Here is a 15097-nt window from a genome sequence, read left to right on the forward strand (position 1 = left end):
TGATATTATAAGATTTTATGTAATGAAAGCGTAAAAAAATTAAGATTAAGATAATAGGCAATTTTTTTGATATGTATGCTTAATTTATAGCTTTGGATGTTATTGCATATTAGTTTGGTTCTCAATAAACAATGCATCACCATAGCCGATAGTATGAATTATTGTTATTCCGTTTTCTAAATGGAAGATTAATTGGTCGTAATCATCTTTTATTAAGTCTGTTATTTTTTGGTTTTTAAAAATGATATCCTCGGGTAGTTCCCAATTATAATTTGTTAAGACAATCAATTCTTCTTTACCATCCCATTCCACTATATAGTCATTCCCGAAGCGGAGTTTTGTGCTATTGTCCAGTTCCATAACAGTCCAAAAATAATAAGCAGGCGATATTCCGGGCATATAATCATAGGGGCCGTCTTGTTTCGTGAAAAATAAGTTTGTCAGGACCCTGCCTATAACCATTTTTCTATATTCTTCGAATTCTGTGATAGACATGTTGCTGTTGGTTAAATAGATGTGTGATTGCCGTTTATGACGCTATACTTATTTTTATAGTAAATATCAAAACCAATAAATAGCGCTATCGTGAGATTCCCAAGCATATAAAATGCTAAAGGCGTATCAGCTGGAAGTAATTTTAAGAAAAGACAAATAAGCCAAATGATAAAAACATACAAATTAAATACACCTGCAAAAATATAAAAGAAGTTGGCTCTCAATTTGTCTTTTCGCTTTTTCTTAAAATAGAAAAGTCTCAAAAGAATCAGGGTCACTCCAAGAACTATGCAAAAAAAAAGACTTTTAACGAAGAAAATGAATAATCCCGTTTCGCTAAATATTTTATGTCTTGTAACAAAATAATCAAAAAAAACATACAATGTCCAGATGTTTATCAAGACAAAGGATAGGGTAGTGTATTTATAATGTTGTTTTTCTTTCATACTGTCAAAATAAGGAATGGCTATTTGTTAGTGTTGACTTCCGGCAAATGCCACAAATCAAATATACTAAAAACAAGCCACTGCCCTTCATTTGCATGCTTATTCTGCAAGCTCATCTTCCAGCTATTTTTTAAGCGATGGAATAGGATAAGCCTAGCAATAACTTGATTAATGATTTGGAATATTTCCAATTTTGGTGCGAATATATTCATTAAATTTATCTAACGAAATTACTCCTTTTAGATTTCTATAAAACCTCAAAATAATTTCAACCTCATAAACATTTTCCTATCTTTAGGCTTTAATTTATTCCTTATATGAAAAGAACATTACTTTCGTTAGTTGTTTTAGGTTCGCTTTATTCCTGCAACAAGACCGCCAAAGTAGAGGCCGATGAGTTTGCAGATATTCACTTTGAAAACTACAAAGAACATTTTGTCGATGAGCTATGGAAGCTTAATCCTGGTTGGGCTTCAAGCCAAGGTTATCATAAATACGATAGCGTTTTGGTGATTCCTGATGAGGCCTATGAGAAAAAACAGCTGGAGTTTTCCAATTCGCAATTGGACTCGCTAAAAAAATATTCGCTCGAAAACCTGTCAGACAACAATAAGACCGATTTCTATATGATCAAGAATCTTTTAGAAAACGTAGTCTTTAATATTAAGGAAGTAAAATCAGACGAATGGGATCCTTCTTCCTATAACGTGAGTAGTTCTTTTGCTGAAATGCTAAATGGCAATTACGATTCGCTCGAAGCACGCTTGAAAGACATCAGCCTTAAGATGGACAATATTCCTGCCTATTATGCCGCGGCGAAAAAAAATATCAAGAATCCTACGGTAGAACATACGCAGCTGGCAATAGCGCAAAACTTAGGCGGTATTTCTGTTTTTGAAACAGGCCTTAAGGCAGCCGTAGACAAAAGCAAGCTAGGCAAGGAAGAGAAGGATGCTATTCTTGAAAAAGCGACTACAGCCGTAACAGCCATCCGTGACTATGCCGACTGGCTTCAGAAGTTGGATAATAAGACACCGCGCTCTTTCCGACTCGGAAAAGAACTGTATGCCAAGAAATTTGATTTTGATATCCAGTCGGGCTATAATGCCGAACAAATTTACCAAAAAGCCATCAGTCAGAAAAAAGAACTGCACGACAAGATGTTTGCACTGGCAGATAAATTATGGGGCAAATACTTAGGCAATGCGCCAAAACCGACAGATAAGCTGGATATAATCAAGCAAGTAATCGACAAGATTTCACTACAGCATACGACGCCTGAGAAGTTTCAGTCGCAGATCGAAATGCAAATTCCAGAACTGATCTCTTATGTAAAAACAAAAGACCTAATTTATATCGATCCGTCCAAGCCTTTAGTCGTTCGTAAAGAACCAGATTATATGGCGGGCGTGGCGGGTGCTTCAATTTCGGCACCTGGTCCTTATGATAAAAATGGAAATACCTATTATAACGTCGGAAGCCTTTCAGGCTGGTCGGCAGAAGATGCCGAAAGCTACCTGAGAGAATACAACGACTATATCCTACAGATATTGAACATCCATGAAGCGATTCCTGGACATTATACGCAGCTGGTCTACAGCAACCAATCGCCGAGTATTATCAAGGCCATCCTGGGCAATGGTGCAATGATTGAAGGCTGGGCAGTCTATACCGAAAGAATGATGCTAGAGAGCGGTTACAAGAATTCAGACGAAATGTGGCTGATGTATTATAAATGGAATCTGAGAACAATTTGTAATACTATTTTGGACAACAGCGTGCATACCCGAAATATGTCTAAAGAAGAAGGAATCCATCTGCTGACCAAAGAAGCTTTCCAGCAAGATGCAGAAGCAGAAGGCAAATGGAAACGCGTAACCCTTTCGCAAGTACAGCTTTGCTCGTATTTTACAGGCTATACTGAAATCTATGACTTTAGAGAACAGCTTAAAAAGGAGCAGGGCAAGAGCTTTAACTTGAAGCATTTCCATGAGAAATTCCTTAGCTATGGCAGCGCTCCTGTTAAATATATCAAAGAATTGATGCTAAAAGAAAAAATGTAGATGAGATATTTACTAGCCTCATTGCTGCTTCTTTTATGCTCATGCCAAAAGCAAATGCCTGTGACCGAAAAAATGGTTGTGGGCATTTTGCCTTATGAAGGTTTTTCTAAAGAAAAAGCACGCCGTATTGCCAAAATAATCGATAGCTTTTATGGAATAGAAACAGTTGTCCTTCCTGAAAAGAAATTGTATGCACAAGCCTTTATAAACGTAAAGTCTCCGAGGTATAGAGCCGACAGTATTATCAGGATACAGCAACGAAACCTTCCGGATTCATTAGACTTTATTATTGGACTGACAACTAAAGATGTCTCGACTACTAAAAGAGACAACGATGGCAAGATATTACAACCTGCCTCACGCTATTCGGATTGGGGTGTTATGGGACTTGGGTTTTGTCAGGGCAAAAGTTGTGTCGTTTCTACTTTCAGACTACGTCATGCAAATCCCAAAAAGCAATTTGAACGGCTTGAAAAAGTTGCTGTACATGAATTTGGACACAACTTGGGCCTGCCACACTGCAAAAACAAAAAATGCGTGATGACTGACGCAGTCGAAAGTATTGCTACGATTGATAACGAAACTCTTTCACTCTGCAAGGAGTGCAAAGAAAAAATATAAGACTATTCAAAAACAACACCCTGTTTTTTAAAACCGTCATACAGCGCAATCCTTGCTTCACTGATAGCCGTTTCCGTCCTATAAATATTGCACCAGAATTGAATCTTAAGCTGATGCTTGGTATCCGAAATATAACTGTAAAAAAGCTGTGGCTCTTTTTCAGAATAAATTAGCGGGATAGTGCTGATGCAGTCTATTATCGTTTTCTTGATTGCTTCTTGAGAAATCTCTCCCTGCAATGTAAAACTCAAGTCAACCAGTTTAGAGTTATTAGTATACGTCCAGTTTACGATATTTTGTGACAATATATTTCCGTTCGGAACGATGACTTCAGCGCCATTAGACGTATCAATTTTGGTCGTTCTTAATCCGATGGTCTTGACTTTTCCGGTTTGGGCACCTACATCAATTACGTCACCGATCTGTATCGGCTTGTCAAAAATCAGGATAACGCCCGAAACAAAATTGTTTACGATATTCTGAAGTCCCAAACCAACACCCACACCTAGTGCTCCAAGTACGATGGTAATTTTGTCTAAAGGTATTCCGGCTGCCGAAATAGCCAATAGATATCCTAATATTAAAAGCAATAATCTTGTAATAAGCAACTTGGAATGCTGTTTTTTGTTGACGCTTTCTTCATCTTCATCGTCTATTTCTCCAAAGAAATAAGCTACATATTTCTGGATGATATGGGCTATCCAGACAATCAGCAAGAAAAGCAATATATTACCGACGGTGAAGGTAAAGTTTCCGATTTTGTTTTCTGTCGTTACGATAGAAGTGATGACATCATAAAATACGCTAGAAAGGTTGAGGTTCGAAGCGATAACGATGACCCACAGATAAGTAATAAGAAGCATGAAAGGTTTTTTTAAGTTCTTTTCAAGGTTCCTGAAATCAAAAATCTTGTCGATGCCCCTGCGGATACGAATCGTATAGATCTGCAACGTAATTATTTCTAAGATAATTTTCAAGAAAACAGAAAGCGCGATTACTTGCGTCAAGGCGATGATAGCCGCTAGGCTCAGCGTATGGGCTAGAGATACGCGTCCGAAAAGATTAAAAAGTACCGCAAGGATGTTCAAGCTGATAAACAGGACTTTGGCATATTTTAAAAGACCCTTTATATACATTTCATCACGGATAGTCTGCAGGTAGGCAAATCCGAAGCGAATACAGGCAAGGTTGACCAGCACAAACAAGCAACGCTGTAACTGGCTGATTTCTACAAAAAGATCGAGGAAGCAGAACAAAGCGAAAAGAACAACCAGCAGGAGCCAGTTACGGAATGCTTTTTCTGACCATATCTTTTTGAATAGCACAGTCAATGTTGCCAAAAGTGCCAGGTGCATGGATTCGATAAACAGGGCAGGAGCATACAGGTTTATGGCAATCGCGATATTCAGCCCTATAACGATGATAGGGAATATAGTACTGTGATTCAGATAGCGGAACTGGAATACGTTTAAGTTTTCAAACCGTTGTGCTTTTTTTAGGGATTTTAAATTGAAATTAACCCACCACCATAACAGTCCGGCAAGGAGCAGGAGCATGAAGGTACTACCCAAGCTGTAACTAAAATAATAGGCAGATGCCTTCTGTTCTGCATTGAATTTATCTTTTAGATAGGCCTGCATTTCTTGCGTTTTAGCTTTTTGGTCGGTGCTCCATAAGTTTGGATGTTCACTGCCAAAAAGAGAAACTCCTGATTTGTTCAGGCGTTCATTCACAAGGATAAGGTCTTTGGAAATCAGCATTCTTTTTTCAGTAATGCCTTTTTTCCAGCTGTTAAGCGAATCGATATTGGCTTTCAGCAGGCTATCCGTTGTAATCCATTTTGCTTTTAAGTCTTTCAGCTGCGGACGAAATTCATTAATACGCAAGGTATCTTTTATCAGCTTGGCAAAAACGGTATCCTTAAGAATGCTTTTGTTGCCTTTTCTAATTTTCACAATCTTTTCATCGTTCTCATTCAGCGCTTTCCAGTAAATCTCGAACTTTTGCTGCAGTTCCAAAAGTACTTTTCGGTACATCTGCTGGTTGCGCACGTTGCCATTATTTTGGGACCCAAGGTTCGAATCGATAAGCTTTAAGGCTTCTTTGGTCTGATGGACTTCGCCCAGCAGAAACAATACGCTCGCATCAAGCGCTCCTTTATTTTTGGCATCGTCCAACAGCTCTCCAGCTCTTTCTATGGAAGCCAGATAATCGCTAGAAGCCAGTTCATCGTCTGTAAAGATCGAAGGCTTGCCTTTCTCTGCTACAGGCTTAGCGGGTGCTGTTGCTTTTTCCTGAGCGAAAGAATAGATTCCAGATAGGAGGAAAAAGAGCAATAGAAATTGTTTTACGAAAGAAGGCTTTAGGATAAAGGGCAGCGTGGAGTAGCTATTTTTTTTCTTGCTCATAAGATTGGATTAAAGGCGTATGGATTTATTCTAAAATTTCTCGGATTTGCTCTTCCAGGTCGGAAAGATTTTCAAACTTTTTGAATTGCAGTTCTTTGTTCTGTGATTGCAGTTCTGTAGCGATTTCCAGCAACAGTTCCAGTGCATCGATTTCGTTGCCCAGCTTGTTCTCGTCAAAATCAGTTCCGGCTAAAAGGCCTTCGTTGTACATTCCGACACACCATTCTTCTATAAATTCTGCCAGCTGGATTTCAGAAGGTTCGTAGGATTTCCATTTGTCTTTGGCACAAGCCCTGGCGCCGTTTCTGTCTGACCAAAAGCACATAACAGGCATGGACTTTCCGTTTTCGTCTTCGTAATTGGCGGAGTCTAAGGTGGCAAACCCTACTTGGTTTTCAAGGCCGTACACTTTTTCGGTCTTGCAGATTTTCTTTATAAATTCCTCATGGCGTTGCTGTAGCTGTAATATGTCTTGGATCATAAGTAGGTCGGTTATAGTGAGGGTAAATATAATTGATAATTTTAAGTCTAGGGACTAGAATTTGTTATCACCATCTAAAAGGTTGCCGATACCGCCTAAGATACTGCCCTCGTCTCTGCTTTTGCCGCCACCTTGAGGTGCCGATGCCCAGACTCTTCCTGCCAATCTGCTGAATGGAAGCGATTGTATGTAGACAATTCCAGGACCTGTGAGCGTCGCATAAAACAATCCTTCGCCTCCAAAAATAGTATTTTTGATACCGCCAACAAATTCAATATCGTAGTTCACGTCTTTGGTAAAGCCTACGATACAGCCAGTATCTACCTTAAGGGTTTCTCCCGAAGCAAGTTCTTTTTTAGCCAAGGTACCTCCAGCGTGAACAAAGGCCATTCCGTCGCCTTCCAGCTTCTGCATGATAAAACCTTCGCCGCCAAAAAGTCCGCGCCCTAGTTTTCTTGAGAATTCAATGCCTACGGAAACGCCTTTTGCGGCGCACAAGAAAGCATCTTTCTGGCAGATAAAACGGCCTCCATATTCGGTCAGGTCAATTGGAACAATCTTGCCAGGATACGGAGAAGCAAAGCTTACTTTTCGCTTGCCGTGGTATTGGTTTAGGAATACGGTCATAAACAAGCTTTCTCCGGTCAGGAGTCGTTTTCCAGCTGAAAAGAGTTTGCCCATAACGCCTTGGGTCTGGTTGGAGCCGTCTCCAAAAATAGTATCCATGGCAATGCCGCTGTCCATCATCATAAAGCTTCCTGCTTCTGCCACGACGGCTTCTTGCGGATCTAGTTCTATTTCCACATACTGCATTTCTTCGCCATAGATGTGGTAGTCAATTTCATGTGCTGTCATTTATATCGTTTTTTGGTTTGATTACCTTATGAGTAGGAGAGGCCGCCAAAATGTTACAGTCCGTCCTTGAAAATTAAAGGTATAAAAAAATGGAGCAAGTTGCCTTGCTCCATTTCTAAAAAGATAAACAAAAGTAGTACTTATTTGATGCTGATAGCAAAACCTCCGCCTGGTGCGATAGGTTGCTGCAGTTTGGTCTTAGAGGTTACTTTGATGGTTCTGATAGCATAGCTTTGCGGGTTCTTGTCGTAGCTGGCATCTTTTCCGTCGGCATAAATTGTAGCTGTATAGGTTTTTCCTTTTGGAAGGTAGTCAAAAGTGACGTTAGCCGTTCTTGCATTTTCGTCTGAAATTCCACCTACAAACCATTCGTTCTTTCCTTTGGCTTTTCTGGCCATGGTGATGTAATCGCCTGGTTCGGCTTCAATCACATAGGTATCGTCCCAGTCAACCGCCACATCTTTGATGAATTGGAAAGCATCCAAGAATTTGTTGTATGTTTCTGGCAAGTCGGCAGCCATCTGCAACGGACTGTACATGGTTACGTACAATGCCAACTGTTTTGCAAGAGTGGTATGCACGAAAGAATTGTTTTCCGGATTATAGGCGCTGATTTTAGTCTGGAAGATTCCTGGCGTATAATCCATTGGGCCGCCCATCAATCTTGTGAATGGCAATATCGTAGTATGGTCGGCATTGTTACCTCCAAACGATTCGTATTCTGTTCCTCTTGCAGCTTCGTTGCCAATCAAATTAGGATAAGTACGGCTCAATCCTGTAGGACGTACGGCTTCGTGCGCATTCACCATGATTTTGTATTCTGCCGCTTTTGTGATGGCGTATAAATAATGGTCGATCATCCATTGGCTGTAGTGGAATTCTCCTCTAGGAAGGATGTCGCCCACATAACCGCTTTTTACGGAGTTATAACCGTTATCAACCATAAATTGGTAGGCTTTGTCCATGTGGCGCTCGTAGTTTCTCACAGAGCCAGATGTTTCGTGGTGCATCATCATCTTTACATTTTTAGAAGCAGCATAACGGTGCAATTCCTGTACGTCGAAATCAGGATACGGCGTCACAAAATCAAAAACGTAATCTTTCGATTTTCCAAACCAGTCTTCCCAGCCTTCGTTCCAGCCTTCTACAAGAACGGCGTCAAAACCATGCTTGGAAGCAAAGTCGATATATTCTTTGACATGAGCTGTATTAGCCGCGTGCTTTCCGTTGGGTTTGGTCTTGGAATAATCGGTTATGCCCAATTGTACGCTTTCTAGATCATTATACGCCCAAGTGCTTTTTCCGGTAATCATTTCCCACCAAACGCCTACGTATTTTACAGGCTTGATCCAAGAAACGTCTTTGTATTTGGTAGGTTCGTTTAGGTTCAATATTAATCTTGAAGTCAAGATATCAGCTGCCTTGTCGCTTACTACAATGGTTCTCCAAGGTGATTGCGTAGCGGCCTGTAAATACCCTTTGTCGCCAATGGCATCTGGTGTCAGCCATGATTCCAATATCATATTCTTGTCGTCCAGATTCAATGACATGCACGAATAATTGATCAATGATGCTTCGTGTATGTTGATGTAAAGTCCGTCTTTGCTTTTCATCATTAAAGGCGTCTGCAATCCTGTTGGCGAAAACGTAGTCTGTGAAGCATTAGGCGTCACGGCATCTTTCATCTTTCCCCTCACTTCAGAAAGATTGGAAGTTACCGTACTGTATTCCTGCGTATCATAATCACCCGGAAGCCAAAAAGCCTTGTGATCGCCTGCAAGAGCAAACTGGGTCTTTTCTTCTTTGATGACAAAATGATTTAGGTTTTTCTGTTCTGGAAATTCATATCGAAATCCCAGTCCGTCGTTAAAAAGACGGAAACGAATACGGATATACCTGCCGTTTACAGCTTTTTGGCTCAATGTTACCAAAAGCTCATTGTAGTGGTTGCGTATGTTTTTTTGTTCACCAAGTACAGGGCTCCACGTTTCGTCAAAAGAACTCTTTTCTGATTTGTCGATTTGGAATCCGTCAAGGAAAGAAGGAGCGCCTTTCACTTCCAGTCCAAGCTTGCTGGTCTTGATCACGGCTTTTTTCTTATAAGAAAGCTCATAGGTAGGCTCTCCTTTTGGAGATAAACCGAATTTTAATTCTAAGTTCTGGTCGGGTGAGGCAAGCTGCTGGGCATTGGCAACACAGCACGCCACGAGTAGAAAGGCTGACAGTAGTCTTTTCATAGGATTTTAGTTTGTTAATAATAATGATGATTGTAATCTCAAGTCTCTAAAAGTGTTCTTCAAAAAACTTCCTCATAAGTATGATAAAAAACTGCGAGCCTATTGGATAGTACGTTCTGCCAAAAATACTATAATTCAAATAAATAATGGCCTTTATGGCATCAGACAGGAGTATTTTTATCAATCTTGCCTTAAAACCCCAAAAAAAGTAAACGGAAGTATTTTTCTAAAATCGTTTTAACACTTTATTAGTGAAGTACTCAAAATAAATCTCTAATTTTGGAATTACTTTTTATGGACAAATGAGAAAACTTTATTTCATACTGCTGGTCGTCCTCGGAATCTTCTTGATACCGGAGTCTTCATGGGCTTGCAGTAAAGGTTCCCATAAAAAAGCCTGCTCTAAAGAAATGGTTTCCCACAAGCATAAGAAAGACAGCTGTGAAAAAAACAATGGCTGTAAAGACAACAATCATAAGAATTGTAAAGGCAAATGCGGACATTCTTCATGTATATGTCCCGTTTCTTCTGTGAGCGCTGCCGTTTTTTTTAATCAGGAGTTTTCCAATAATGTAATTTCTTCCACAGAAAAGAAATTAAAATTTTATTATGCAGCAACCAACTTTGCTTCTGGTTTCTATTCCATCTGGTTGCGTCCTAAAATAAGCTAAGATCCTTTCATGACAGCCATACGTCTGTCTTTTTGAAAACGATTTATAAGCTTACACATAATACTCATTACATAAAATTTTCACGATGAAATCATTATCCAAAATAATGGCAGTTATTGCCATGGTATTTACATTTACGGCCTGTGAGGCGCAAATCAAAAACGAGAAAAAAGAAACCGTAAAAATCTACGGCAACTGCAACATGTGCAAAAGCACAATTGAAAAAGCAGGAAACGTCAGCAAGACTGCCAAAGTAGAATGGAACAAAGATACCAAGATGGCGTCTATAGCCTATGACCAGAAAACAACCAATCTGGATGACATCTTAAAACGTATTGCCTTGGCGGGCTATGACAGCGATGCCTTTCGTGCTCCAGACGATGCTTATGCCAAGCTTCAGGAATGCTGTCAATACGACCGTCCCATAAAAACAATAGCTAAAGCAGAAACGGCCCATGCTGGACATGCTATGCCAGCACCTACTGCAACGCAGGAAAAAGGACAGCTTAAATCCGTTTTTGATAGCTATTTTGACGTAAAAGATGCTTTGGTGAAAACAGACGGAAAGATGGCATCAGAAAAAGCAAAATCCTTAGTAAAAGCGATCGGTTCCGTAAAGATGAATGAGCTGAAAGCAGATGAGCATACCGTTTGGATGAAAGTCTTGAACGACCTGAAGGAAGATGCAGAACACATTTCTGAAACTGCCGATGCAAAACACCAAAGAGATCATTTTATCACCCTGTCTAAAAGTATCTATGAATTGCTTAAGGTTTCAAAATACGAAGTACCTGTCTACTACCAATTCTGTCCGATGGCGAATGACAACAAAGGTGCCAATTGGCTGAGCAAAGAAAACGCGGTAAAAAATCCGTATTATGGTTCGCAGATGCTCACGTGTGGAAAAACAGTTGAAACGATCAAATAGGCAAGTGCCATGCAGAAGTCTCACATTTTGCATGGCAATTACTTTAAAAGATAGCGAAATGACAAAAAAATATAATCATGCCAAGGCAGGAATTATAGCGGTATTCCTATTGCTTACAGCTGTTCATCTGCAGGCACAAAAGGTCGTACGTTACGACTTATATGTGCGCGATACGCTGGTAAACTATGCCGGCAAAGAAAAACGGGCAATCGCAGTAAACGGACAAATTCCGATGCCTACACTAACGTTTACAGAAGGCGATACGGCCGAAATTGTAGTACATAACGAATTGAAAGAAAGCACATCATTGCATTGGCACGGCGTATTTTTGCCGAACAAGGAAGATGGCGTGCCCTTTCTTACGCAAGAACCTATTCCGCCTGGAACTATTTATACTTACCGTTTTCCGATTATACAAAATGGAACGCATTGGTACCATTCTCATTCCGGTTTGCAGGAACAGATTGGGATGTATGGTAATTTTGTGATGAAGAAACGCAATGACGATACAACCTTTCGCAAAGGAATAGACGATCTTCCAACCGTTCCAATCATGCTAAGCGAATGGACGAATCTTAATCCCGACAATATCAACAGAATGCTCCATAATGCTAACGATTGGGCTGCCATAAAAAAAGGAGCGACACAATCCTACGCAGAAGCGATAAGAGAAGGCCATTTCAAGACCAAACTCAAAAACGAATGGAAGCGCATGATGGCGATGGACGTAAGCGATGTCTATTATGATAAGATATTGATAAATGGAAATCATTCTACAGACCTCAAAACGGTTGATGGCAAAGCATTAAAGGCAGGCGATAAAGTACGGTTGCGTATTTCAAACGGCGGCGCATCGTCCTATTTCTGGCTTCGTTATGCTGGAGGCAAAATGACGGTAGTGGCAAGCGATGGCAATGACGTCGAGCCTGTAGAAGTCGATAGGCTGATAATTGCTGTGTCGGAAACTTACGATGTGGTAGTCACGATTCCCGAAGAAGGATTGGCCTATGAATTTTTAGCAACTACAGAAGACCGGACGCAATCCGCAAGTTATTTTATCGGAAATGGTACGAAACAACTTATTTCTCCGCTTCCCCGACTAAAGTATTTTGAAGGCATGAAGATGATGAACGATATGATGAAAATGAATGGCGACCTTGACGATATGGGAATGAAGATGAGTCTAAACCAAATGGACATGAACGTGGTAATGTATCCCGAAATCACAGGAGAAACCAAACAAAAAATGGATCATAGCCAGCACGGAATGAATAAGGATAACGACCCAAATCGATACAACGCCAACGCTTTAGGTGATATAGTAACTCTAAATTATGCCATGCTTCAATCACCTCACAATACAGTCCTTCCTAAAGAAGCGCAGATACGGGAATTGAAATTTGTGCTTACTGGAAATATGAATCGGTATGTCTGGAGCATGGACAATAAAATCCTTTCAGAAACCGATAAGATTCCAGTAAAAAAAGGAGAAGTTCTACGAATCACCCTCTATAACAATTCCATGATGCGGCATCCGATGCACCTGCATGGGTTTGATTTTAGGATAATCAACGGCAAAGGCGAAAATGCACCGCTAAAAAATGTAATGGACATCATGCCGATGGAAACCAATACTATCGAATTCTTGGCCAATGAAGAAGGCGACTGGTTCTTTCACTGCCATATATTGTATCATATGATGGCGGGGATGAATCGTGTTTTTGAAGTAGGCGATTACGAAAATCCTTTACTTCCTGATAAAGAAATGGCTTATAAGATGCTGCAAGAAGAAAGCAATATGCCGCATTTTATGGCCCAAAATGATTTTGCAACCAATGGCAATGATGGCGATGCCATGTTTCAGAATGTACGATGGTCTGTAGGTACAGAATGGCGTCTAGGCTATAACGATATGCACGGTTATGAAGTAGAAACGCATGTAGGCAGGTATATTGGCAAGATGCAATGGCTGATGCCTTTTATAGGTTTTGACTGGCGCTACCGCAAAATGGGAGAAGACGAGCATGAGAAAAATATATTCGGACAAAAAAATAAAAAAGACAGCCGAAGTGCCGTAAGCTTGGGAGTCATATACACCTTGCCGATGCTGGTCAACTTTCAAGCAGAAGTATATCATGACGGCATAGCGCGCTTGTCTTTGATGCGCGAAGATATTCCAATCTCAAAAAGATTGAGAGCCGGTTTTATGGCCAACACCGATTTAGAATATATGTTCGATCTCCGATATATAATCAATAAAAATATGGGCATCCGTACGCACTATGACAGCGATATGGGCTTTGGTGTCGGAGCAGTCTTCAATTATTGATAGTATCCAGCCTAAAAATAAAAAGCCTCCCGAGCAATCAGGAGGCTTTTTATTTGTCTATTTTTTCTTTAGCACGAAGATATCTTCAATCTTTTTGCGGTCTTTTTCACTAAGCTTTGATGATTTTTTCAGCTTGTCAGTGAATTCGGCGACTTCTTCAACGGTAGCCGGACAGCCTAGGTTTTCGCCTTTGGCATTAAACGAATCAGCCAATAATTTTCCATTAGCATCATAAATCTGCCAAAAAGGAATGCCACTGTTGTCTGCCTTGTATTTTTTCAGGATGTCTTCCGCACCAGGGTTTTCAAGATTTTTCTTGTCTTTAGATTCCTGCACTACTAAAAAAGTCGTCACATAGCTTTTGTCAAAAAAAGGCTTGACGCTCGGGTCTTCCATATTGTTTTCCATCTTTTTACACCATTTGCACCACGAAGCATGATACATCACAAAGATGTTTTTCTTTTCTTTTTTTGCCTGTGCAAAAGCTTTTTCGAGAATCTTGTCGGCACTTTCTTGTGCAGTTGCTTGTGTCATGGCTCCCACAAAAAGCAGGCAGAGCAGTAAGGTTTTTAATTTCATAATGTTGTAATTAGTGTTCTACGAGTTAATTAAGGATTGTAAAAATCCTAGAAGTTGGTTAATAACAAACTTAATTATTAGCCGTCACATTTCCTTGCCTTTTTATAAAAATTAACCAAGAGCAATAATTTGGACCGAACAAAAAGTTAAAAGATATTCCAATCCACGAGCATTGGCTAACTTTGTCATCGTATAGAAACCCAAAACACTTATCGAAATGGAACAATTACAAGGAAGAAAAGCATTAATAACGGGAGGAAGCCGCGGACTTGGAAAAGCCACCGCATTAGCATTGGCAGCCGAAGGCGTTCATGTAGCAATTACAGGCAGGAATGAAGAGACGCTGCTTGAGGTCGTGGCCGAATTACAAGCCTTTGGCGTAAAAGCAATCTACTCCGTTTTTGATGTGTCCGACTTTGAGCAAGTAAAAAAAGGAATCGCCTATATTCACGAAGCTTTCGGAACCATAGATATTTTGATCAACAACGCAGGTATTGCTTCATTCGGAAGCTTTTTAGAAATGGATCCGGCCCGATGGCAAGAAATCATGAACGTCAACGTCATGGGAATCTACCATGTGACACACCAAGTGCTTCCAGGGATGATTGCTAGAAATACAGGCGATATTATCAACGTTTCTTCTACGGCTGGCCTTCGAGGAAATGCCAACACGACGGCTTATACCGCTTCAAAATTTGCAGTGGCCGGACTTTCAGAAGCGCTGATGATGGAAGTAAGAAAACACAATATCCGCGTTTCTGCTTTGATGCCGAGCACGATTGCTTCAGAAATGTCGCTGTCTTTAAATATCACGGACGGCAATCCAGAAAAAGTACTGCAGCCAGAAGACTTTGCCGAACTGGTCGTAGCCCAGCTAAAATTGAATAGAAGGGCATTGTTGAAGTCTGCTTCACTATGGTCTACAAATCCTTAAATAAAAAAATCCCTTCAAACGAAGGGATTTTTTTATTTTAAAGATAGCCT

12 protein-coding genes are annotated in these 15097 nt (G+C 40.3%); 6 read left to right on the top strand and 6 right to left on the bottom strand.

All coding sequences use genetic code 11. The annotated features are described in order from the left end of the window. Positions 1 to 99: 99 nt before the first annotated feature. Complete coding sequence (locus tag GGR22_RS15455; RefSeq protein ID WP_182494390.1) at positions 100 to 495, bottom strand: hypothetical protein; 396 nt, start codon at positions 493 to 495, stop codon at positions 100 to 102. A 763-nt stretch (positions 496 to 1258) separates the two neighbouring features. Between GGR22_RS15455 and GGR22_RS15460 the strand changes: the two genes are divergently transcribed. Together GGR22_RS15460 and GGR22_RS15465 are read left to right on the top strand one after the other, a co-directional pair. After that, on the top strand, positions 1259 to 3004 hold the full coding sequence (locus GGR22_RS15460; protein ID WP_182494391.1) for a DUF885 domain-containing protein: 1746 nt from the start codon (positions 1259 to 1261) through the stop codon (positions 3002 to 3004). Beyond that, on the top strand, positions 3005 to 3625 hold the full coding sequence (locus tag GGR22_RS15465) for a matrixin family metalloprotease (protein WP_182494392.1): 621 nt from the start codon (positions 3005 to 3007) through the stop codon (positions 3623 to 3625). A gap of 2 nt (positions 3626 to 3627) precedes the next feature. Here the strand turns inward: GGR22_RS15465 and GGR22_RS15470 are convergent, their stop codons facing one another. The 4 genes from GGR22_RS15470 to GGR22_RS15485 form a co-directional block, all read right to left on the bottom strand. Then, complete coding sequence (locus tag GGR22_RS15470; RefSeq protein WP_182494393.1) at positions 3628 to 6033, bottom strand: mechanosensitive ion channel family protein; 2406 nt, start codon at positions 6031 to 6033, stop codon at positions 3628 to 3630. 25 nt (positions 6034 to 6058) lie between these two features. Next, positions 6059 to 6514, bottom strand: a complete 456-nt coding sequence (locus GGR22_RS15475; protein WP_182494394.1) for a DUF2750 domain-containing protein — start codon at positions 6512 to 6514, stop codon at positions 6059 to 6061. A gap of 54 nt (positions 6515 to 6568) precedes the next feature. Next, positions 6569 to 7369, bottom strand: coding sequence for a TIGR00266 family protein (locus tag GGR22_RS15480; protein ID WP_121377088.1), 801 nt, complete (start codon positions 7367 to 7369; stop codon positions 6569 to 6571). A 140-nt stretch (positions 7370 to 7509) separates the two neighbouring features. Continuing rightward, positions 7510 to 9606 carry a glycoside hydrolase family 97 protein gene (locus GGR22_RS15485; protein WP_182494395.1) on the bottom strand — a complete coding sequence of 699 codons (2097 nt, stop codon included), beginning with the start codon at positions 9604 to 9606 and terminating at the stop codon, positions 7510 to 7512. Between the two features lie 302 nt (positions 9607 to 9908). Here GGR22_RS15485 and GGR22_RS15490 point away from each other — a divergent pair, with 302 nt between their 5' ends. The 3 genes from GGR22_RS15490 (at position 9909) to GGR22_RS15500 (ending at position 13534) form a co-directional block, all read left to right on the top strand. Then, entirely contained in the window at positions 9909 to 10277 is a 369-nt protein-coding gene (locus tag GGR22_RS15490; protein WP_182494396.1) for a hypothetical protein, read from the top strand. Positions 10278 to 10362: 85 nt separating this feature from the next. Continuing rightward, positions 10363 to 11205 (top strand): DUF3347 domain-containing protein, encoded by an 843-nt coding sequence (locus GGR22_RS15495; RefSeq protein WP_182494397.1) that lies wholly within the window; start codon positions 10363 to 10365, stop codon positions 11203 to 11205. Positions 11206 to 11263: 58 nt separating this feature from the next. Continuing rightward, positions 11264 to 13534 carry a multicopper oxidase family protein gene (locus tag GGR22_RS15500; protein ID WP_182494398.1) on the top strand — a complete coding sequence of 757 codons (2271 nt, stop codon included), beginning with the start codon at positions 11264 to 11266 and terminating at the stop codon, positions 13532 to 13534. Positions 13535 to 13591: 57 nt separating this feature from the next. Here the strand turns inward: GGR22_RS15500 and GGR22_RS15505 are convergent, their stop codons facing one another. Continuing rightward, on the bottom strand, positions 13592 to 14113 hold the full coding sequence (locus GGR22_RS15505) for a thioredoxin family protein (RefSeq protein WP_182494399.1): 522 nt from the start codon (positions 14111 to 14113) through the stop codon (positions 13592 to 13594). Between the two features lie 217 nt (positions 14114 to 14330). Between GGR22_RS15505 and GGR22_RS15510 the strand changes: the two genes are divergently transcribed. After that, positions 14331 to 15047, top strand: a complete 717-nt coding sequence (locus GGR22_RS15510; RefSeq protein WP_182494400.1) for a 3-ketoacyl-ACP reductase — start codon at positions 14331 to 14333, stop codon at positions 15045 to 15047. Positions 15048 to 15097: the final 50 nt, after the last annotated feature.

Origin of the sequence: Flavobacterium gossypii (assembly GCF_014138495.1) — a bacterium.
GTDB classification, from domain to species: Bacteria; Bacteroidota; Bacteroidia; order Flavobacteriales; family Flavobacteriaceae; genus Flavobacterium; species Flavobacterium endophyticum.

Bases quoted from the DNA above. Each gene is read 5' to 3' on its own strand.
- GGR22_RS15500 (WP_182494398.1), top strand. From the start codon at position 11,264: ATGACAAAAAAATATAATCATGCCAAGGCAGGAATTATAGCGGTATTC.
- GGR22_RS15460 (WP_182494391.1), top strand. From the start codon at position 1,259: ATGAAAAGAACATTACTTTCGTTAGTTGTTTTAGGTTCGCTTTATTCC.
- GGR22_RS15455 (WP_182494390.1), bottom strand. From the start codon at position 495: ATGTCTATCACAGAATTCGAAGAATATAGAAAAATGGTTATAGGCAGG.
- GGR22_RS15480 (WP_121377088.1), bottom strand. From the start codon at position 7,369: ATGACAGCACATGAAATTGACTACCACATCTATGGCGAAGAAATGCAG.
- GGR22_RS15505 (WP_182494399.1), bottom strand. From the start codon at position 14,113: ATGAAATTAAAAACCTTACTGCTCTGCCTGCTTTTTGTGGGAGCCATG.
- GGR22_RS15465 (WP_182494392.1), top strand. From the start codon at position 3,005: ATGAGATATTTACTAGCCTCATTGCTGCTTCTTTTATGCTCATGCCAA.
- GGR22_RS15470 (WP_182494393.1), bottom strand. From the start codon at position 6,033: ATGAGCAAGAAAAAAAATAGCTACTCCACGCTGCCCTTTATCCTAAAG.
- GGR22_RS15475 (WP_182494394.1), bottom strand. From the start codon at position 6,514: ATGATCCAAGACATATTACAGCTACAGCAACGCCATGAGGAATTTATA.
- GGR22_RS15510 (WP_182494400.1), top strand. From the start codon at position 14,331: ATGGAACAATTACAAGGAAGAAAAGCATTAATAACGGGAGGAAGCCGC.
- GGR22_RS15485 (WP_182494395.1), bottom strand. From the start codon at position 9,606: ATGAAAAGACTACTGTCAGCCTTTCTACTCGTGGCGTGCTGTGTTGCC.
- GGR22_RS15495 (WP_182494397.1), top strand. From the start codon at position 10,363: ATGAAATCATTATCCAAAATAATGGCAGTTATTGCCATGGTATTTACA.
- GGR22_RS15490 (WP_182494396.1), top strand. From the start codon at position 9,909: ATGAGAAAACTTTATTTCATACTGCTGGTCGTCCTCGGAATCTTCTTG.